The following is a 19,023-nucleotide window of genomic DNA, read 5'->3' on the forward strand; positions in this document are numbered from 1 at the left end:
CTCACGCGCCTCGACGTCCGAGGGCGGAACCGATGGCATCGATGACGTCGCCGATGTGCGGTTCGCGAACCACGGACAGATGATTGCAGTCGAGGCGGAGGACGTCGACGTCACCGGTCACGATGTGGCGCCGCCAGATCGACGGTTCGTCGCGGTTCTCGCTGCCCTGCACCACCAGGACCCGCCCCGAATACGGCCGCGGACGATGCAGCCGCGCGACGCGGACGCCGAGCTCCTCGAGAGCCTGCGCGTCGGCCGTCGGCGAGGTCTTCACCACGCCCGCGAGGGGAACGCGAATACGTCGTCGCCACAGCTCTTTCCGTGGAAGCGGCTCGTACACGGGGGTGGTGCTGAGGGATGGATCGGCACGCTTGGCGCGAAGGAGGACGCGCGGCGGGACGAATGTGTCCACCACGACGACCAGATCGACACGATGCCCGTCGGACTCGAGGCGCCGTGCGGTCTCCAGGGCGATGAACCCGCCCAGTGAGTGGCCGACGAGGACATAGGGTCCGTCGGGTTGGAGTCGGCGGAGGTCGCGGAGATGCCGGCGGACGGCGGCGTTGACCGTCCAGTCCGGGACCCCGCGGGTGTCCAGGCCGTGCGGCGCGAACGCGTACACCGGTCCGGCGTCGTCGAGTTCACCGATACGGTCGGCGAACGGCACGAAGGTGAGAGCCGAGGCGCCCGCACCGGTGAAACAGAAGACAGGCCAACCCGGGCCCCGGCGCAGCGGGATCGTCGTCGGCGCAAGACGGATGCCCGGCCGGGTCCGCGAACCGGTGCCCGACCCGCCGGTGCGGTCGGCGATGATCGTCGCGAGCTCTGCAACGGTCGGCGCGGAGGCCATGTCGGACTGGGTGAGCGATGCGCCGTGGGATGAGTTCAGGCTCACCATGATCTGCTGAATCGTCAACGAATCCGCGCCCAGCGCATAGATGTTCTCGTTCCGACCGACGACGTCCAGCGCGAGTTCACGCGCCCAGGTCGCGGCGACGGACGATTCGAGCTCGCCTGCCACCGGCTCGATGTGCCGTCGGGGTTCGGGCAGGGCCGTGCGATCGACCTTGCCGCGGGCGTTGCGGGGCAGGTCGGACAGTTCGACGATGTGCGTCGGGACCATCCACGGCGGCAGCGCATCCCGCAGGCGGGCACGCAGGGCGGCGGTCGGCGGTGTGCGCCGGCTGCCTTCGGGGACCACGTAGGCGATCAGTTCCACTGTCGCGGAGGGGGTCTCGCGCGCGATCACGACGGCCTCGGAGAGGTCGCCCTCGCGTAGGAGTGCGGCGCTGACCTCGGCCGGCTCGACGAGGTAACCACGGATCTTCACCGCGTCGTCGGCACGCCCGAGCAGGATCAGGTCGTCGCCGTCGAACCGTCCCTTGTCGCCGGAATGGAACGTCCGCACGCCGTCGTCGTCGACCGAGAACCGGCCGGCGTCGCCCGCGGGGTCGAGATAACCGAGAGCGATGTAGCGCGACGAGATCGACACCCGACCGGACGGGTCGATCGTCACCGTCTTGTGGAGCGCCGGGGTGCCCGCGGGCAGCGGCCCGGTTCGGGCGGGATCGCCGGCGCGGACGTCGAAGTGCCCGATCGCATAGGTCTCCGACGAACCGGCCCAGTTGGTGACGGTCGCCTGTGGTGCCAACGCGAGTGTGGCGGTGGCAGTTTCACCGGTGAGCGGTTCGCCGGTGGTGATGATCCGCTGCACTGTCGCCCACGCAGGGTGCACTGCGCCCGACGCGCCGGCGCGAACGAGCGAGCGCAGCAGCGACGGGGTGAGGAAGACGGTGTGGATCTCGTCTGCCGCGATCATGTCGAGCAAATCGGTCGACGTACCCTGCCGCGGATCGGCGACGAGGACATCGCAACCGCTCAGCAGTGAGCCCATCAACACATTGAGACCGCCGCCGAAACTGATCGGCATGCACAAGGCGACGCGCAGGCGGTGTGCGAGCCCGAAACGCGCTCGCATAAACATCGAGTCGCACAACCATATCGCGCCCGGTTGCAGCACACCCTTCGGGGTTCCGGTGGAACCCGACGTGAACTGGATGTTGGTGACCTCGAAGGCCGTGTCGGTCGGGAGGAGTGGGGCCCCGCCGGTATCGGACGGGATGGCCGCATCCGATGCCGATGGAACGTCGACGAGGACGTCGGTCGTCGCCGCGACCATGAGTCCGAGTCGATTTCCGCAGTCGCGCAGCCTGTCCAGGTGATCGTCATCGGCGATGGCCAGGCCCGGTGGCCGGCCATGGGTGCGCAGCGAGGCGAGGATGGCGTCGATCCGGTCCGCGGGCAGCGCCGTGTCGAGCGTGACCAGAGGTCGCCGCGTCAGGACGATGCCGAGGACCACGGCGACGGTGTCCGGGGACAGGCCGAGCTGAACGACCACCGGACCCCGCTCGCCGGGTTGCAGCTCGTGGATCCGTCCGGCGACACCACGCGCGGTGTCGAGGAGCGCGCGATAGCTGATCTCGGTGCCCTGCAATCGGAGCGCGATCGCGTCCCCGAAACGGTCGGCGGCCGCCGCGAACGCATGCGCCAGCCCGCCGGCCAGCTCGGGCTGGGCGGTGCCGGACTCGGTCGCGGGGAACGCGGCGACGAGGCCACGAGTGGAGTCGATGGTCATGGTGTGGTCGTCCTCGCCGAGAGCTCGGCAGCAGTGGGGGCGGGGGTCAAGGCCTGGCGGATGAGCCGGAGACCGGGAACGAGCAGCAGGATCACGACGGCGACGTTGGCCGTGAGATAGACGTAACCGACGCCGATGATGCCCCAGTGGTCGGCGCCGAAGACGATGCCGCACAGCACGATCACACCGAACACGCCCTGCACGCCGACGGCGAGGCGGAGCTTGCGGCGGACACGGGCGAGCGCCGTGTAGATCGTCACGAACGACACGGTCGGCAGGGTCAGCGCCATGAGACGGATCAGATCGGTGCCCTCGTCGGCGTATTGGGGTCCCATGATCGCGAGAATCCAGGGCGCGGTGACGAACAGGACGACGCCGCCGATGACCCCGGCGCCACCGCACAGGGTCATGAACCGGATCGTTGCCGACCGGAGATCGGCATCGGGCTCCGCGGCCTTGGCCACGAAGGGCGCCGACGTTGCGTGCAGGAGGATCGCCGCGGTGTTCACGACGAGCCAGCAGATCGAGAAGTAGGCGTTCATCTCGGTTCCCAGGCGAGCGACGATCACGAGCGGCACGATGAGGGGCACGACCACCCCGACGGCCGTGATCCCCAGTGAGCCGGCATAGAACTGGGCGATCTCGCCCGGCCGCGGAAGTGTGCCCGGGCCGGTCATCGAGCGGGCGGTACGACGGATCGCGCTCAGGCCGACCCACGCCGCGATCACCGCCGCGGGCAGGACCCAGGCCCAGAAGACGGCGAATCCGGTGGCAACCGGGATGAACGCCGTCACCAGGACCAGTTTGATGGTCGACTGTGAGATGTTCTTCGTGGCAACGGTTCGCGAGCGGCCCAGGCCGATGAGGGTCTGATCCTGGATGGCGAATATCCCCAGCACGGCCACGAAGAGCGGGAACAGCCAGGTTTCCCACGGGCTCATGAACAGGGAGTCCACCGGCCCGAGAAAGACGAAACCGAGTCCGAGTAGGAGTGCGGCACCGATGATCACGAGGCGCCCCGACGCGATGATCCGGGGCGCGTTGCCCCCTGCGACAGGGAGAAAGCGTTCGTAGAGGCTGCCGATGCTGAGGTTCGACAGGGTGGCCAGCAGGGTCGCCGAGGTGATGAGCGCGGACGCCCGACCCACCTCGGCGGTGGTGTAGCCACGTGCGGCGATGGTCCAGAAGACGAATCCGAGGACGCCGGTCGCGAGACTCGACGTCATGACGGCCATGATGTTGAGGCCCACGCCCGTCTGGTCGCCGAGGAGCCCTCCGGTGTTCCTGGTGAATCTCCTCGGCCGGACGCGCCGCCGGGTGACGGATTCCGCCGGTGTCTCGATCGGTCGAGGAGATCGTCGAGACGGCGTGTGCGCGTCGAACACTGACTTCTCCGATCGTGATCCGGCGGACGGTGAATCTGGCGGGACGCGCGGATCCGAGATGAGGGTAGCCTATCCTGAAGTTGGCTTTCCTCTCAGTGGTGTCAAATGACGCGCGAGGCGGATGGCGCGCAGATCTCACGGGGGCCATCGCTCGTACCGATCCGACTGCGCGAGTCCGTTTTAGGCGGTTCATATGAAGCTGATCACAAAGTAAGAGCAGCCTAACCTTACTGGTTATGCTTCACTCGCTGAGCGTCGTGGGGGGCGCTTCATGACTCATGATGATGCGATTCGCGCTGGAGGTATGGTGACCGACTTGATCGACGCTGGGAACGGCACGGGGGGTGCAGATCCGGCGGTGCTCGACGACATGACCGAGTTCGAGAACGAACTCGACGTCCACCCATCGGATGGCGTGGAAACGGGGGAGCGGGTCGCGGAGATCGCCGGCATCGGCGACGTCTCCGCGGCCGAGGTCGTCGAGACCGCGAGACCTACTGTCACCGTGGTCATCCCGACCCGCAACGAGGCGCTCAATCTGCCGTATGTGGCCGAGCGGATGCCGCCCGTGGACCAGATCGTCGTCGTCGACGGCGCGTCGGTGGACGGGACCGTCGACGTCGCGCGGACGTTGTGGCCCGATGCGGTGATCGTCTCGCAGACCCGTTCCGGCAAGGGAAACGCGCTCGCCTGCGGCTTCGAGGTGGCGACCGGTGACATCATCGTCATGATCGACGCCGACGGCTCCACGGACCCCGCCGAGATCCCCGACTTCGTCGGTGCGCTCGTGGCCGGCTCCGACCTGGCGAAGGGCAGCCGCTTCTCCCTGGGTGGACACAGCGACGACATCACCGCCTTCCGCCGTGCCGGCAACAAGGGCCTGAACTGGCTCGTGAACCGGATCTTCGCCACGTCATTCGCCGATCTCTGCTACGGCTACAACGCATTCTGGCGCCGGCATCTCGAGGTCCTCGACCTTCCGCTGACCGATGTCGACGAACCACAGTGGGGCGACGGGTTCGAGATCGAGACGATCATCAACGTGCGCATGGCGCGGAGTGGTCTGACGATCCGCGAGGTCGGCAGCCGCGAGTCCAAGCGAATCCACGGACGCAGCAACCTCAACGCCCTGACCGACGGTATGCGCGTGCTCCGGACCATCGGTCTCGAGCGTCGCCTCCACCGCGACCACAAGGCGTCGGCTCTCCGCTGAGCGGACCGAGACCGCCTCTGCCGCAACGGTGGACGCCCCGCGTGATGAACGCCGGTGACCGTGAGGTCGCCGGCGTTCGGCGTCGGGAGCAGTGATCCTCCCAGCCCTTCGTGGCTCGTCGCTGATATGTAGTGTTGCTCTGTCAAGTCCCATGGCGAAGTTGGCCTCCTTCTCAGGGGCTGTAGTGGGGGTTGGCCGCCCGCCGCGGTGTGTGGTGGTCGTTACTCGCGACGGTGTTGTCGGACTGATATACGCGGGTTGGTTACCGCTCAACGGTGTTCGACAGGAGATGAAAACGCTGACCGACGGGTCTATGTAAACGTGCGTACCGTGCACTCAAAAGTGCTGGCGCACATAGCGACGCCGTGGATTCGTTCCCTGTTCACCACAGCGGGAGTCCCGCGACGGGCGGCCAAGATTGTGTCAGTGCTGGCTACTCGTCGAGCACCGCCAGCGACCAGCACCAGCCGGCAAGCTCACGAGCGATCGCGGTGTTGGCGACGCAGGGATGTTTGCTGCGGCGGTCGAACTGTTGCCAACGCTTGTGCAACCGACGATTGCCGGCATGGCCACGGGCGCGGGCAGCCGGCGAGGCAGCCTCCCACCGACGGCGCATGGTCTGCCCGGGTGTGGCGTAAGGGCGCCGGTGTTGCCAGGCCGCCTCGACCAGCAACCGACGCACGTGGGCGTTACCGGCCTTGGTGATCGAGCCCTGACTGCGGGTCCCGCCGGTCGAGTACTCCGAGGGCACCAACCCGGCGTAGGAGCCGATCGTGGCGCCACTGAACCTCGACCAGTCGCCGATCTCGACCGCGAGAGCGAACGCGGTCAGCGTCGACACACCCCGCAGACACGACAGACGGGTGACCACCGCCCGCCACGGATCGGTCGTCGCGGTCTGTTCGATCAGCTCATCGAGGCGGTCACGGCGTGCGGTCACGCTCAACACCGCGTCCAGGTCGTTGTCGAAGGCGGCCTGCAGCAGCGGCAGCTCGAAACGTTGACGCTGCAGCCACCGCTGATGAACACCGGTCCAGGGTTTGCCGCCGGAGTAGACGATTCCCTGGCGCAGAAGCAGTTTGGACAGTCGATGCCGAGCGCGCATCAGGTCGCTGCGGGCGTCCTCGCGGGCGCGGACCAGATCACGGGCGGCTTCGGTGCCCACCTCAGGCACACTGACCGCTACCACCTCGCCCAGGCGCAGCAACTTCGCCAGATGTGCAGCGTCTCGGGCATCGGTCTTGACGCGGTCCCCGGCTGGTCGTTGCAGTTTTGAGGGAGCGGCAACCACACACTCCATCCCGGCCGCAGCGATCGCCCGAGCCAAACCGAAGCCCGTCGGACCGGCCTCATAGGCCAACCGCACGGGCGGTGCCAAGCCCTGTAGCCAGCTCACGATGGTCGCCGCATCGGGGACCAACGTCTCCCGAATCACCATCCCGGAGTCTTCATCGATGGCATGAGCGACCACCGAGCATGCGTGAACATCCAATCCGACACTTGTACCCTGAACAATCACCGGAGGCCTCCTGATCTGCAATGTGGTGCTACCGCCGAGTGTGAACTCAGCAGCAGCAACCCACGATGTGTTTGCAGCTTGAGGCCTTCGGCCCCAAGGCCCTCATACCGTCTATCGCTCCTCGCACCTCAGGGGACAGAGGGGGTCGATCGCTTGTGCTCCTCGCACCTCAGGGGACAGAGGGGGTCGATCGCTTGTGCTCCTTGCACCTCAGGGGGCGGAGGGGGGTCGATCGCTTGTGCTCCTCGCACCTCAGGTGGCGGAGGGGGCGCTCTTCTCAGCTCAGGGGGCGGAGGGGTCGCGCTGGGGTTCGAAGACGAAGATCGCGGTCTCGCCGTCCTCGTGGACCATGCGCCACCCCGGCGCAACCCGAAGAGCGGCTTCGAGTTCGGCCGCCGCGTCGGGCCGGTACGTCCCGTAGTAGGCGGAGATCCGGCGCGACTGCTCGGTGAAGGTGACGTAGGTCGGCATGTCGGACTGGTCGACCTTCCAGAAGAGGTCGCCGAGCTGTTCGGGACTGGGGAACGTCATCCGGTCGCCCGCGAGGTCGAAACTGAGCGGGTAGTCGAAGTAGGGGTTCGCCAAGGTCATCGGCGCGTAGTTGCCGTTCGTCCGGGTGGGCATGCCCGCCGGATGCAGTGAGATGAACCGGGTTCCGGGTTCGGCGTTCTCCGTGATGATGTCGATCGCCTCGTACTGTGCGCGGGTCTCGACGATCAGCGGCCACAGCGCCACATAGGAATACATGCCGGCGAGGGTCGTCGCGCAGACGAGTACGGCGGCGCCGGCGGCCCGCAACCGGGCCCCGGCACCCCGCGAGAAGCCGGTGAGCAACCAGACCAGGGTCGGTGCGATCAGCAGCGCACAACCGAGGAGCCCATAGAGATAGACGCGGAAGATCGCCTCGCCGCCATAGCTCTGGCCCAGCAACAGGGCGAGAGCGGAGAACGCGAGCACAGCGAGGGTGAGCCAATGTGCGCGCCTGCGGCGCCGGCCGATCAGCGCGCAGACGCCGGCCGACACCACGACCCCCGCCGACAATCCACGGCACACCATCGAGGTGGTCTCCTTGGCGGGCACCCCGGCCATGGTGAAGTTGCTGGCCGCGTTGTCGATCGGGTTGCCGCCCGACAAGATGCCGTACGGGGCAACCGCTTCCAGATTGGTCAGCAGATAGGCACCGGCGATGGCGACCATGATGGCCACCGCCCACCACGGTCGCACCCGGCGCAGGATGACCAGGAGGATGCCCGCCCCGAGTACCCAGAACGGTGTCAGCTGATGACTCGGCACGATCGCCGCGAACGGGATGATCGCCAGGACTGCGGCGCGCGGGGTGCGTCGCGACGCCAACAGGAGGGCGATCGCGCCATAGGCCAGCACGAGCGCCCATGCCTGGGGTGCGAAGTAGTCCTGACCGACCCAGTTGACCGTTTCGACGAGGAAAGCCGTTGTCAGCGCGACGATGCGACTCATCGACAGGGTGCGCGCCGTGGCGTAGACGATGACCGCGAGGAGTACGTGGACGACCGTCGCGAAGAGATGCGCCAGCACCATCGGATCCAGTCCCGTCACGTCGCAGAACCAGGCCCCGACCACGAAGAACGCGGGCCACTGGGCGTAGATGTCGGTACCGCTCGGGGTGAGGGTGCCGGTGTCCTGGATGTAGTCGACGACCGCAAGGTGTTTGTATGTCCAGTCGTAGAGCGGCATCTCGGTGCCGAGCCAGGTGGTCACGCGGCTGACGACGATCGAGGTCCCGATCGTGACCACGAGCCCGGCGGAGCTCCGGGTGGCGATCGCGACGACGGCAGCGGCCGCGGTCAGCAGGGTCGCCGGGATGAGCAGGCGTCCGCTGCCGGAGAACAGCAGACCGTAGTAGCTCGCGTCGACGCCCGGGAGCGTCGGCACGGCGATCGCCCACAACGTCAGCGCCGCAACGCAGAACGCAACGGACACACGGAACCTGGTCGACCGGAGGGCGGGACTGCGGAACGCGGTGGCCCCGCGGCCGGTGAGTCGGGTCCGTAGCTCCCGGAGGTCGGGGGTCGGCGCGTGCGTCCGTCGACGAAACGCGATGCCCGACGCCAGCACCGCCGCGCTGCCGACCACCAGGAGGACTGTCGGCTGCCACCACGACGCCCAGATGGCGGCGATGGTGACCAGGGTGGTGAGCGCCAGGCCGAGCGTCGGTACGGCGGCGAGTCGGGTGCGCCGCGGGAGTTCCACCCAGGTGCACACGGCGGCACCGGGTCCACAGATCACGAAGAAGCCCACCGACAATGCGCTGAGCACCGACGGCAGCGGCAGCGCACCGACGAGTCCGGCGATCGCGGCGACGACGCTCAGGGTCGCCACCGACCCCGAGCGGCCGGCCGTCGCCGTGGTCACAGCGCCGGCGTCGGAGGGGCGCGACGGTGCGGCCTCCGCGGCGGCAGTCACGCGGATCCCTTCGCCAGCGGCTCGGCGCGACGGCCACGAAGGCGCTCGCGAACCAGCGCGACGGGTCCGCCGACGACCGACAGCACCTCGCGCCGGCCTGCCCGGGCCGCGACACCGTCGGCGATGGCCGCCGGTGGCCTGGTGATCGCACCATAGGCGACACCGGCTTTCGCGACGGCGCGCGACCGACGCCGGAGCACGCGCAGGGCGAGTGCGAGATGGTGTCGGTCGGTGGCGACCTTGGTCAGCCACGCACCGAGTCCGACGCCGTAACCCCGCGACTGCTCCAGCAAGGCGTCGTCGGTGCTGCGATGCCGGTGCCAGATGATCGAATCCGGCTCGTTGGCCAGCGCGTGGCCCGCCGTCAGGATTCGAAAGAACATGTCGATGTCCTCGCCACCCCGTGTCCGGGTCCCGGCGCCGAGCGCCTCGTCGAACCCGCCCAGCGACAGCGCGATGTCCCGGCGGATCGCGAAATTGGCACCCGTGCCGTAGACCCCGATCTGGAAGGGGAACAGCGGCAGATCCGATGGTGGCTCGGCGAGTGAGAAGACCCGAGCCCGCATCGAATCCGCCCACGACACCCGCCAGTCGAAGTAGACCTGCGACCGAGTCCGCAGTTCTCCGCTCGGCACCATGCCGCACACGCATGCGATCTCCGGCGACCGGGCGAAACCCTGGGCCAGCCCCAGCAACCACCCGGTGTCGGCGACGACGTCGTCGTCGGTGAAGGCCACCAGGTCGTGAGCGGTGGCGAGCAGGCCGGCGTTGCGTGCGTTGGACAATCCCGCGACCGGCTCGGTCACGATCCGGAACCGCGGGTCGTCGAGCGACTCGACGACCTGTCGAGTGCCGTCGGTGCGGGGCGCGTTGTCGACGACGACCACCTCGTAGTCGGGGTAGTCCAGTCGTTGCAGTGACTGCAGCGCATCGGCCAGCATGCCGGGGCGCTCGTGCGTGCAGACGACGACGCTGATCGGCGGTAGTGAGGCGCGCGAAGGCGGCTCGGGCAGTGCGTACGGTGCGACCGGGACCCGTACGAGGCCGTCGTCGATCGGTGCGTCGACGAACCGGATGGGTACGGAGCCGTGTCGGAGGAGAACCCGTGCGCGCCGATAACCCGTGGCGTCCGATGGGACGCAGGTGACCGACCCGTCGGGCGCCGATCCGGGAGTCCGGTCGCCGTCGGCGATCTTGGTGACATCGAGTGTCCCGACCCAGGTGGCACCCGCCCATTCAGGGGCGCCCTCGAGCGGCATCGCGGGATTCAGCGGAACCGGGGCCGGATCGGTGGTGTCCTCCGCCGCGTCGTGGACATAGTCGGTTGTCACGGTGCGGTCACCCGTACCCAGTCGATGAGCATGGTGTTCTCCGCGGGTGTCGTGTCGTCGGTCGGTCCGGGCCAGTTGCCCCCGACGGCGAGATTGAGCAGTAGGTGGAAGGGCTGGTCGAGGACCCAGCGTGCGTCCGGCGCGAGATCCCCGGGTTCGACGACGAACAGCCGCTGGTCGTCGATCCCGCTCTCGATCCGGCCCGGGAGCTTGTTCAGCCAGTAGGTGCGGAAGGTCGAGGCCAGCGGCCCGGCGGGGACGCCCGACCTCGAGATGTTCTGTCCCCGTTCCGAGGACGTCTGCGGTACGTGGACCCCGGTGTGGAATTCCGGTGCCTGATCGAGCGTCTCGATGATGTCGATCTCACCGGCCGCGGGCCACCCGACCTCGTCGATGTCGTCGCCGAGCATCCAGAACGCGGGGTGCAGACCGGTGCCGGCGGGTACGGCGATGCGGGCACTGATCCGGCCGTAGGTGACCGAGAGCCGATCCTTCGTCGACAATCTCGCCGAGGTGTAGCCGTCCGGTCCCCGGCGCGCGGTGATGGCCAGGTGTCCCTCGCCGTCGATCCGGGCGTTGGCGGACGAGTCGGTGTAGACCTGCGACTCGTTGTTGCCCCAGCCACCGCCGCCGGTCATCATCTGCCAGGGGCTGCCCGGTGCGCGCGCGGGGCCGTCGAACTCGTCGACGAAGATCACCTCGGGTCCGGTGTCGGGCTCGGCCAGGACGGTCGGTACCGAACACGCGGACACCGCCGTGGCCACCGCCGCGCCCATCGACGCGAGCAGCCTGCTGGGCCTCACCGGGACACACCTCGTCCGCGGCCGGCGAGCCCGAGAGCGTATCCGGCGCAGGTGAGCACGAAACCGGCGACGAGTGCGCCGACCCGACTCGGGGTCCGACGATGTCGCCAGACCCCCGCGGGCAGCACCCTGGTGCTGTACCTCCGCTCGCTCGCCAGGGCCTCGCCGCTGCCGGCCAGTTCCGACAGGATCGCCTTCGAGCGCCCCTCCTGGTAGCACCGACGGGCGAAGTAGCCGAACCGGGCGCGGTCGTCGGTCACCGCATGTGTGACTCCGAAAGCCGTGTCGCGCAAGATCTTCGACGACGGGTCCCGGCGCCGCAGGTCGATACCCATGAGGGTTTCCTCGCACCCGGCGGGCAACGTGCCCTGTCGACCGAGTCGCGTCGAGAAACCACCGATGTCGATCAAGGCGGCCCGGCGGACGGCCATGGCGGCGCCGATCGGGTTGCGGATCGGCGCGCCGTCACCCGGAAGTCCTCGGTAATCGCAGCCGACCACCCACCCGAACTCCTCGGGGAACCATCGGGGCGCGGGGGAGTCCCACTGTGCCACAACGGCTCCGCCCACTGCCACGACATCGGGGTCCGAGCATCGGGTTCGGACGGCCGCCAGTGCGCCCGGGGCCGGACACGCGTCGTCGTCGATGAAGACGACGACGTCTCCGCCCGCAGCGGCCGCGCCGGAGTTGCGCGCATCGGACAGCCCGCGGGCTCCGGTGTTGGCGCACACGATCGCGTCGGGATGGGCGACTGCCAGGTCCGCGCGCAGGGATTCGTTGTGATCGACGACGACGAGGAGTTCGTCGTCGGGACCGAGTTGCGCTCGTACTTCGACGATCGCGGTGTCGAGTGATCGACGCCGACGCTCGGTGTAACAGCAGATGATGACCGACAGCGTCGGTTCGGTGCGCGCCGCGGCGTCGAGAACGGGGATGCCCGGTGCGGGGGTCATCGGGTCGGCCGCTGGTTCGGCAGGGTGGGAGGACAGCACGTTTCGGCCTTCGATAGCTCGGATCAGGTGGAGTTCACGGGTGGGACGGGGGACCGGTGGACGTCAGGGCACCCCGACGATCCGCGCGGCGTGCCCGGCAACGGCTTCCATCGCCGCGCGAATGCGTGCCGGGTCGAAGACGTCGTCGCGGAAGGCAGCGGTCATGGAGATCCCGCCCCCCACGAAACCGGTCGTCACCGTGATCCCGGCCGCCGACGGCGGTGTGGCCACGGCGATGACCGCGGCGCGGGCGGGGTCGGACCACTGCCAGCCGCGCTCGCGGCCGGGGAGGTGGCCGACGCTCGAATGCAGCAGTTCGGCACGGACCTCACCCTCGGCCGGGACGTGGATGTGTTGACCCGGCGACGCCGACCGGTGGCTGTGGCGACGCAGCGTCTTGAGCGTGGCGACGGCCAGGTTGGCCGTCGGACGCCCCATCCGGGCCGATGCGGTCATCGCGCGTTGCAGCGCGGGGGCCGATGTCGTGTGATCGACCGGAAAGCTCAGTCCGGCAGAGAAGTTGGCGTATGTGCGCACCCGGTCGGGTAGGGAGGTGCGGACGTCGAAGGGCAGTGTGACCATCGGGTCCAGCCGGACGCCGGCCTCGGTCAGTGCCTCGACCAGGGCGACCGTACAGACGGCGAAGAGTCCCGTTTCCGGCATCGACCACGTCCGCGCGGCGCGGATGGCGTCCACGTCGGGGGCCGCGATGTGGACATTCGCCGACACCGGCCGCCGTGGTGGGACCGGACGGTTCGTGAACGCCGACTCGGCGGGTTCGCGGTGCGACCGGAAGCGCAGGAGCGAGGTGACCCGGCGCGGGTCGGCCACGGTGAGTGCGGAGGCGACCAGCAGGGGTGAGACCGCCGGACCCCGGCGAGGCAGTGTCGACGGGTCGACCGCGCCCACGATGACGTCGACGATCAGGTTGAGCAGGGTGAGGTCGCCGAGTCCGTGGTCGTAGTCCAGCGCGAGGTGGTCGCCCGCCAGCACGATCCGTATCGGCCTGTGCGGCAACGCGTACAGCGCCTCGAACAGGCGGGCCGGGTCCGTGCCCGGCGCGGGGGGCGGTGCGTCGGCGACCGAGTCGGCCGCTGCATCGGGATCGAACACCCAGTCCCGTCGATGGGGCGAGGGCAGGAGTCCGACGCGGGCGTGCGGGCCCAACCGCGCCAGGCGCACGATCCGCTCGGCTGCCACGGCGCGGGACGGAAGGTCGAGTGGGCCGATCACCAATGCCGCTCGGTTGTGCCCGTGCAACAGGTCGATCGCCGCGCAGCGGAAACGCGGAAGCGTGCCGGGTCGGGGTGCCGCGGGGTCGACGTGCCGGGGGGTCGAAGGCGGGGTGGGTGAGGGTGTGGCCATGAGTACGATCCGCAGAACTATAGCAAGGCTTGCCTAAGTCTCGATTGTCGGGTTACGCAGATCACGTACGATCGCCTCCGGGCAGGTAGCACCCCGTCTGCCTTGGCCAGTTCACCCGCAGTTCATCTTTTGTAGGGGATCAGTCCACCGCGCCCCCATAGCTTTCCAATCGGACACTCCGGACCCGACGCCAGTCGGCGCGGAGAACGCGAACGGAAAGGCAACACCAGCGGTGAAAATCAATCGGAACGGCGCCCTTGCGTCGGTGTCGGCGATTGCGGCACTGACCCTCGTGACGGCGTGCGGTGGGGGAAGCGAACAGACGGTCAGCGGCGAGGGCTCGACCGCGCAGCAGAAGGCCATGGAGCACTTCAGCCAGGTCCTGACCGACAACACCGACATCGTGCTCGACTACACCGGCAGCGGCTCGGGCGATGGCATCAAGAAGTTCATCGCGGGCGACGTCGACTTCGCCGGCTCGGACTCGGCCCTCAAGGACGACGAGGTCACCGACGCCACCGCGCGCTGCAACGGCAACGCCCCGTGGCACCTGCCGCTCGTCGTCGGCCCGGTCGCGGTCGCCTACAACCTCGACGGCGTCGAGGACCTCAAGCTCAACCCGAGCGTCATCGCACAGATCTTCAACGGCAAGATCACCAGCTGGAACGACCCGGCCATCGCGGCGCTGAACCCGGGCGTGCAGCTGCCCGCGACCGACATCGTCCCGGTCTACCGTTCGGACAGCTCGGGCACCACCGACAACTTCCAGCGCTTCCTGGAGAACTCGGCTCCCGCCGACTGGCCGTACGAGCACAGCAAGGAATTCGCGCCCAAGGGCGTCGGTTCCGGTGCTTCGAAGTCGACCGGCGTCGGCGACACCGTCAAGAAGACCCCCGGCTCGATCACCTACGTCGAGTGGGGCTTCGCCACCGAGAACGACCTCGGCGTCGCCCAGGTCGACTTCGGTGCCGGCCCGGTCGCCCTGAACGCCGAGAGCGCGGGCAACGCGCTCGAGTCGCTGGCCTTCAAGGACCCGGCAAGCAAGGACCTCGTCGTCGACACCGACGCCCTGTTCGCCTCCAAGGCCCCGGGCGCCTACCCGCTGCTGCTCACCCCGTACTCGATCGTCTGCTCGGCAGGCTACGAGGACGAGGCCACCAGCCAGACGCTGAAGGACGCCTTCACCGCGGTCCTGAACGACGGCCAGGCCGGCCTCGAGGAGATCGGCTACGTGCCGGTCCCCGACGCCTTCAAGGCCAAGCTGCAGGGAACCATCGACTCGCTGTCCGGTGGGTCCGGGAACGCCTGATCAACCCCATCTGATCGCGTGCGCGGGGCCGCTTCGGTTGCGGCCCCGCGCACGTGGTTGACACACTGACACGACATTTCGCGTGTCCACGAGACGGCGGGAAGTGCCCCAATGACCAGAGCCGAATCACAAGAAGGACGCATGACCTCGCTGAGCAAAGAGGGTGGCGCGATCCCGCCGGACACCGGCGAACGCCAGACCCCCGGGTCATCGCCCGACCAACCCGAATCCTCGCTCCACGCAGCCGCACATCATCGCGTGGCCGACCGGGTGTTCCGCACCCTCGCCGTCGGCTCGGGCTTCGTGGTCTCCATCGTCATCGCGCTGATCGCGCTCTTCCTCCTCGCGCAGGCGATCCCGTCGCTGGCCAAGAACGAGGAGAACTTCTTCACCTACACGGGTCAGTGGATCACCAGCGGAGATCAGCTCGCCTTCGGCATCCCGCAGCTGTTCTACGCCACGGTCGTGGTCTCGGTGATCGCGCTGCTGATCGCCATGCCCGTCGCGCTCGGCATCTCCATCTTCCTGACCGAGTACGCACCGAAGCGATTCGTCGGGCCGATCACCTACACGGTCGACCTCCTCGCCGCGGTGCCCTCGATCGTCTACGGCCTCTGGGGCATCCTCGTCCTCGGTCCCGCTCTGGTCCCGGTCAACGAGTGGCTGGTCGGGAACCTCGGCTTCCTGCCGTTCTTCCAGCAGCCCACCCAGGTCGCCAACATGAGCACCGGCGGAACGCTGCTGACCGCGGGGATCGTGCTCGCGGTCATGATCCTGCCGATCATCACCGCGGTGACCCGCGAGGTCTTCATGCAGACCCCGAAGGGCCACCGGGAGGCCGCGCTGGCACTGGGCGCCACCAAGTTCGAGGTCGTGAAGGTCGCGGTGCTGCCCTTCGGGTTCTCCGGATACATCTCCGGATCGATGCTCGGCCTGGGCCGCGCACTCGGTGAGACGATGGCCCTGCTGCTCATCATCTCGACCGTCGGACCCATGAACTTCAACCTCATGGAGAGCGGCGAGACCTTCGCGACGAAGATCGCCAACAACGCCGCCGAGTTCGACTCCCCGGCCAAGACCGGCGCCTACATCTCCGCCGGCCTCACCCTGTTCGTCCTGACCTTCATCGTCAACGCCGCCGCCCGCGCGGTCGTCGCCGGAAAGAAGTGACCATGTCTGTGACCACGACAACTTCCGCGGCCGACCCGGTCAAGAAGCCCTCCGGCTTCACCCCGATGTCCGGGCGCAGGCGTTTCACCGACGGGGCCGTGCGCGCCGCCGTGATCGCCGCCCTTCTGCTGGCGCTGGTTCCCCTGCTCTGGCTGGTGTTCACCCTGGTGTCGCGCGGTATCGAGACGATCGTCGACATCGACTGGTGGACTCAGGCCGAGCGGCGCGGCGGGGCGGCAAACGCGATCGTCGGCACCCTGATGCAGACCGCGCTCGCCGCGGTCATCTCCATCCCGCTGGGCATCTTCGTCGCCATCTACCTGGTGGAGTACGCCACCAAGAAGTCGCTGCTGGCGCGGGTCACCACCTTCATGGTCGACATCCTCTCCGGTGTTCCGTCGATCGTCGCAGCTCTCTTCGTCTACGCGGTGTGGCGGACCACGCTCGGACTTCCCCGGTCGGGCTTCGTGGTGGCCATCGCGCTGGTGCTGCTGATGGTTCCGCTCGTGGTGCGCGCCACGGAGGAGATGTTGAAGATCGTGCCGCAGGACCTTCGGGAGGCGTCGTACGCGCTGGGCATCCCGAAGTGGAAGACCATCGTGAAGATCGTTCTCCCGACGGCGCTGTCGGGCATCGTCACCGGCGTCATGCTGGCCATCGCCCGCGTGATGGGCGAATCGGCACCGGTGCTGATCCTCGTCGGTGCCACCCGGGCGATGAACTGGAATCCCTTCGACGGCAACCAGCAGTCACTGCCACTGATGATGGTGCAGCAGTACAACAACGGACCGGGCGCGTTCGACCAGGTGTGGGGCGCGGCACTGACACTGGTGATCCTCGTCGCCATCGTCTACTTCGGTGCCAAGGCGGTGTCGAAACTCTTCGCCCCCAAGACCTCCTGACCTCCTCACCCTTCTCGGGTCATCTTTTCCAGAACGGACCACTGCCATGGCCAAGCGCCTCGACATCAAAGACCTGAACATCTACTACGGCGATTTCCATGCGGTCAAGGACGTCACCCTCGAGGTCCCGCCGCGTTGCATCACCGCCTTCATCGGCCCGTCGGGCTGTGGCAAGTCGACGGTGCTGCGAACCCTCAACCGCATGCACGAGGTGACCCCGGGTGCCTACGCCAAGGGGAGCGTGCTCCTCGACGGCGAGGACATCTACGGCAAGACCGTCGACCCGGTCAGCGTGCGCGCGACCATCGGCATGGTGTTCCAGCGGCCGAACCCGTTCCCGACCATGTCGATCCGCGACAACGTCGTCGCCGGTCTGCGCCTGCAGGGCGTGCGGAACCGTTCCCAGCTCGACGACGTCGCCGAGAAGAGCCTGCGCGGCGCGAACCTCTGGGAAGAGGTCAAGGACCGTCTGGACAAGCCGGGCGGCGGACTGTCGGGTGGGCAGCAGCAGCGTCTGTGCATCGCCCGCGCGATCGCGGTCTCGCCCGACGTCCTGCTCATGGACGAGCCGTGTTCGGCGCTCGACCCGATCTCCACGCTGGCCATCGAGGATCTGATGGGTGAACTCAAGAAGGAGTACACCATCGTCATCGTGACCCACAACATGCAGCAGGCGGCTCGCGTCAGCGATCAGACCGCGTTCTTCAACCTCGAGGCAGTCGGCCAGCCCGGCCAGCTCGTCGAGATCAACGACACCGAGACGATGTTCTCCAACCCGACGAAGAAGGAGACCGAGGACTACATCTCGGGCCGCTTCGGCTAGAACCGACGCGAGACCGACAAGCCCGCTCGCCCATCCGGGGAGCGGGCTTCGTCGTGCGTCACATGTTGAGCAGCAGGATCGCCAGCAGGGCGACCAGCGATGCGGTCACACCCAGATACGCGAGTATCTTGCGGCGGTGGGCGGCAGCCTCGGCGTCCTCGTCGGTCACCGCATTGAAATCGGGCTCGGTCGGATAGTGCTGGGCCATGACCGCCACCCTAACGACGACCTCGGCGCGTGTGAAATCTCGCCGGCCTCACTTCGGGCACAGTTCTTCACGAACGTGAAAAGAGGCCGAGTTCAGTGTCGGAAACTGAATTCTCGGCCTCTTTCGGTGTGGTCCTCTGCTCGACGATCCGCGTCGAGCGAGGGAAATCACCCCACGCTCTGGAACTGCTCCGGGGTCTTGCCGGTCGCGGTGAACACGACGCGACGGCCGATCAGGACCGCGTGGTCGGCGAATCGCTCGTAGTAGCGGCCGAGCAGCGTGACGTCGACAGCGGCCGCGACGCCGTGCTTCCACTCGCGGTCCATGAGGACGGTGAAGAGATGGCGGTGGAGGTCGTCCATCGCGTCGTCGTCCTCCTGGAGGCGGAGCGCGGCCTGCGGGTCGCTGGTGACCAGGACCTCGTGCGCGTTCTTCGCCAGCGTCACCGCCAGGCGACCCATCTCGGCGAAGTAACCGTTGACCTCTTCGGGCAGCGCCTTCGCCGGGTGGCGACGACGGGCGACCTTCGCGACGTGCAGCGCCAGGGCGCCCATCCGGTCGGCGTCGGCGACGATCTGGAATCCGCTGACGACCCCGCGCAGATCGCCGGCGACCGGCGCCTGCAACGCGAGTAGCGCGAAGGACTGTTCCTCGGCGCGGGCCGTCAGCTGGCTCATCCGGTCGGTGTCCCCGATGACCTCTTCGGCGATGGCGAGATCGGCCTGCAGCAGTGCCTGCGTGGCGCGCGCCATCGCGGTGCCGGCGAGCTCGCACATCTCACCCAATACCGAGGTCAAGGCCTCGAGTTGCTCTTGGTAGGCGGTACGCATGTTGCCAGGATACGTGCGTGATCGCACGGGACCGACTCCGACCGATGAACGTGCGGTGAACGTCGGGTGCAGATCCGTCCATCCGGGCCTCTGCGA

15 protein-coding genes are annotated in these 19,023 nt (G+C 68.0%); 5 read left to right on the plus strand and 10 right to left on the minus strand.

Translation table 11 applies throughout. The annotated features are described in order from the left end of the window. Nucleotide 1 precedes the first annotated feature (1 nt). Both AB4Z55_RS07730 and AB4Z55_RS07735 read right to left on the minus strand, forming a co-directional pair. The gene (locus AB4Z55_RS07730; protein WP_354560881.1) at nucleotides 2-2,635 is read right to left on the minus strand and encodes an alpha/beta fold hydrolase; all 2,634 of its coding nucleotides are present in this window, start codon (nucleotides 2,633-2,635) and stop codon (nucleotides 2-4) included. Then, nucleotides 2,632-3,861: a lipopolysaccharide biosynthesis protein gene (locus tag AB4Z55_RS07735; protein WP_231895837.1), complete on the minus strand. Its 1,230-nt coding sequence runs from the start codon at nucleotides 3,859-3,861 to the stop codon at nucleotides 2,632-2,634. Before AB4Z55_RS07735 ends, AB4Z55_RS07730 begins: the two co-directional genes overlap by 4 nt. A 463-nt stretch (nucleotides 3,862-4,324) precedes the next feature. Here AB4Z55_RS07735 and AB4Z55_RS07740 point away from each other — a divergent pair, with 463 nt between their 5' ends. Continuing rightward, nucleotides 4,325-5,233: a glycosyltransferase family 2 protein gene (locus AB4Z55_RS07740; RefSeq protein WP_369519482.1), complete on the plus strand. Its 909-nt coding sequence runs from the start codon at nucleotides 4,325-4,327 to the stop codon at nucleotides 5,231-5,233. Nucleotides 5,234-5,666: 433 nt separating this feature from the next. Here the strand turns inward: AB4Z55_RS07740 and AB4Z55_RS07745 are convergent, their stop codons facing one another. From AB4Z55_RS07745 to AB4Z55_RS07770, 6 genes are all read right to left on the minus strand, one after another. Continuing rightward, nucleotides 5,667-6,752, minus strand: coding sequence for an IS110 family transposase (locus AB4Z55_RS07745; protein ID WP_369519483.1), 1,086 nt, complete (start codon nucleotides 6,750-6,752; stop codon nucleotides 5,667-5,669). Between the two features lie 282 nt (nucleotides 6,753-7,034). Beyond that, nucleotides 7,035-9,194, minus strand: a complete 2,160-nt coding sequence (locus tag AB4Z55_RS07750; RefSeq protein WP_369519484.1) for a hypothetical protein — start codon at nucleotides 9,192-9,194, stop codon at nucleotides 7,035-7,037. Beyond that, the gene (locus AB4Z55_RS07755) at nucleotides 9,191-10,525 is read right to left on the minus strand and encodes a glycosyltransferase family 2 protein (RefSeq protein WP_369519485.1); all 1,335 of its coding nucleotides are present in this window, start codon (nucleotides 10,523-10,525) and stop codon (nucleotides 9,191-9,193) included. Before AB4Z55_RS07755 ends, AB4Z55_RS07750 begins: the two co-directional genes overlap by 4 nt. Next, nucleotides 10,522-11,301 (minus strand): glycoside hydrolase family 16 protein, encoded by a 780-nt coding sequence (locus AB4Z55_RS07760; protein WP_369520990.1) that lies wholly within the window; start codon nucleotides 11,299-11,301, stop codon nucleotides 10,522-10,524. The genes AB4Z55_RS07755 and AB4Z55_RS07760 overlap by 4 nt, the downstream gene beginning before the upstream one ends. Nucleotides 11,302-11,324: 23 nt before the next feature. Next, the gene (locus AB4Z55_RS07765) at nucleotides 11,325-12,320 is read right to left on the minus strand and encodes a glycosyltransferase family 2 protein (protein WP_369519486.1); all 996 of its coding nucleotides are present in this window, start codon (nucleotides 12,318-12,320) and stop codon (nucleotides 11,325-11,327) included. A 63-nt stretch (nucleotides 12,321-12,383) separates the two neighbouring features. Beyond that, nucleotides 12,384-13,685 carry a hypothetical protein gene (locus AB4Z55_RS07770; protein ID WP_369519487.1) on the minus strand — a complete coding sequence of 434 codons (1,302 nt, stop codon included), beginning with the start codon at nucleotides 13,683-13,685 and terminating at the stop codon, nucleotides 12,384-12,386. A 232-nt stretch (nucleotides 13,686-13,917) separates the two neighbouring features. Here AB4Z55_RS07770 and pstS point away from each other — a divergent pair, with 232 nt between their 5' ends. From pstS to pstB, 4 genes are all read left to right on the plus strand, one after another. Next, nucleotides 13,918-14,994, plus strand: coding sequence for a phosphate ABC transporter substrate-binding protein PstS (gene pstS / locus AB4Z55_RS07775; RefSeq protein ID WP_354560873.1), 1,077 nt, complete (start codon nucleotides 13,918-13,920; stop codon nucleotides 14,992-14,994). A 141-nt stretch (nucleotides 14,995-15,135) separates the two neighbouring features. Then, complete coding sequence (gene pstC / locus AB4Z55_RS07780; RefSeq protein WP_004022010.1) at nucleotides 15,136-16,164, plus strand: phosphate ABC transporter permease subunit PstC; 1,029 nt, start codon at nucleotides 15,136-15,138, stop codon at nucleotides 16,162-16,164. Nucleotides 16,165-16,166: 2 nt separating this feature from the next. Then, nucleotides 16,167-17,066: a phosphate ABC transporter permease PstA gene (pstA, locus tag AB4Z55_RS07785; RefSeq protein ID WP_004022009.1), complete on the plus strand. Its 900-nt coding sequence runs from the start codon at nucleotides 16,167-16,169 to the stop codon at nucleotides 17,064-17,066. Nucleotides 17,067-17,112: 46 nt separating this feature from the next. Then, nucleotides 17,113-17,889, plus strand: coding sequence for a phosphate ABC transporter ATP-binding protein PstB (gene pstB, locus AB4Z55_RS07790; protein ID WP_004022008.1), 777 nt, complete (start codon nucleotides 17,113-17,115; stop codon nucleotides 17,887-17,889). A gap of 58 nt (nucleotides 17,890-17,947) precedes the next feature. Here pstB and AB4Z55_RS07795 read toward each other — a convergent pair whose 3' ends face one another. After that, nucleotides 17,948-18,097, minus strand: a complete 150-nt coding sequence (locus AB4Z55_RS07795) for a hypothetical protein (RefSeq protein WP_004022007.1) — start codon at nucleotides 18,095-18,097, stop codon at nucleotides 17,948-17,950. Between the two features lie 167 nt (nucleotides 18,098-18,264). Further along, nucleotides 18,265-18,927 carry a phosphate signaling complex protein PhoU gene (gene phoU / locus AB4Z55_RS07800; protein ID WP_004022006.1) on the minus strand — a complete coding sequence of 221 codons (663 nt, stop codon included), beginning with the start codon at nucleotides 18,925-18,927 and terminating at the stop codon, nucleotides 18,265-18,267. Between the last annotated feature and the right edge of the window lie 96 nt (nucleotides 18,928-19,023).

It is taken from the genome of Gordonia sp. ABKF26 (genome assembly GCF_041103195.1).
In the GTDB taxonomy this organism is placed as follows: Bacteria; Actinomycetota; Actinomycetes; order Mycobacteriales; family Mycobacteriaceae; genus Gordonia; species Gordonia terrae.

Bases quoted from the DNA above. Each gene is read 5' to 3' on its own strand.
- AB4Z55_RS07730 (WP_354560881.1), bottom strand. From the start codon at position 2,635: ATGACCATCGACTCCACTCGTGGCCTCGTCGCCGCGTTCCCCGCGACC.
- AB4Z55_RS07735 (WP_231895837.1), bottom strand. From the start codon at position 3,861: ATGACGTCGAGTCTCGCGACCGGCGTCCTCGGATTCGTCTTCTGGACC.
- AB4Z55_RS07740 (WP_369519482.1), top strand. From the start codon at position 4,325: ATGGTGACCGACTTGATCGACGCTGGGAACGGCACGGGGGGTGCAGAT.
- AB4Z55_RS07760 (WP_369520990.1), bottom strand. From the start codon at position 11,301: ATGGGCGCGGCGGTGGCCACGGCGGTGTCCGCGTGTTCGGTACCGACC.
- AB4Z55_RS07770 (WP_369519487.1), bottom strand. From the start codon at position 13,685: ATGGCCACACCCTCACCCACCCCGCCTTCGACCCCCCGGCACGTCGAC.
- pstC (WP_004022010.1), top strand. From the start codon at position 15,136: ATGACCTCGCTGAGCAAAGAGGGTGGCGCGATCCCGCCGGACACCGGC.
- pstA (WP_004022009.1), top strand. From the start codon at position 16,167: ATGTCTGTGACCACGACAACTTCCGCGGCCGACCCGGTCAAGAAGCCC.
- pstB (WP_004022008.1), top strand. From the start codon at position 17,113: ATGGCCAAGCGCCTCGACATCAAAGACCTGAACATCTACTACGGCGAT.
- AB4Z55_RS07795 (WP_004022007.1), bottom strand. From the start codon at position 18,097: ATGGCCCAGCACTATCCGACCGAGCCCGATTTCAATGCGGTGACCGAC.
- phoU (WP_004022006.1), bottom strand. From the start codon at position 18,927: ATGCGTACCGCCTACCAAGAGCAACTCGAGGCCTTGACCTCGGTATTG.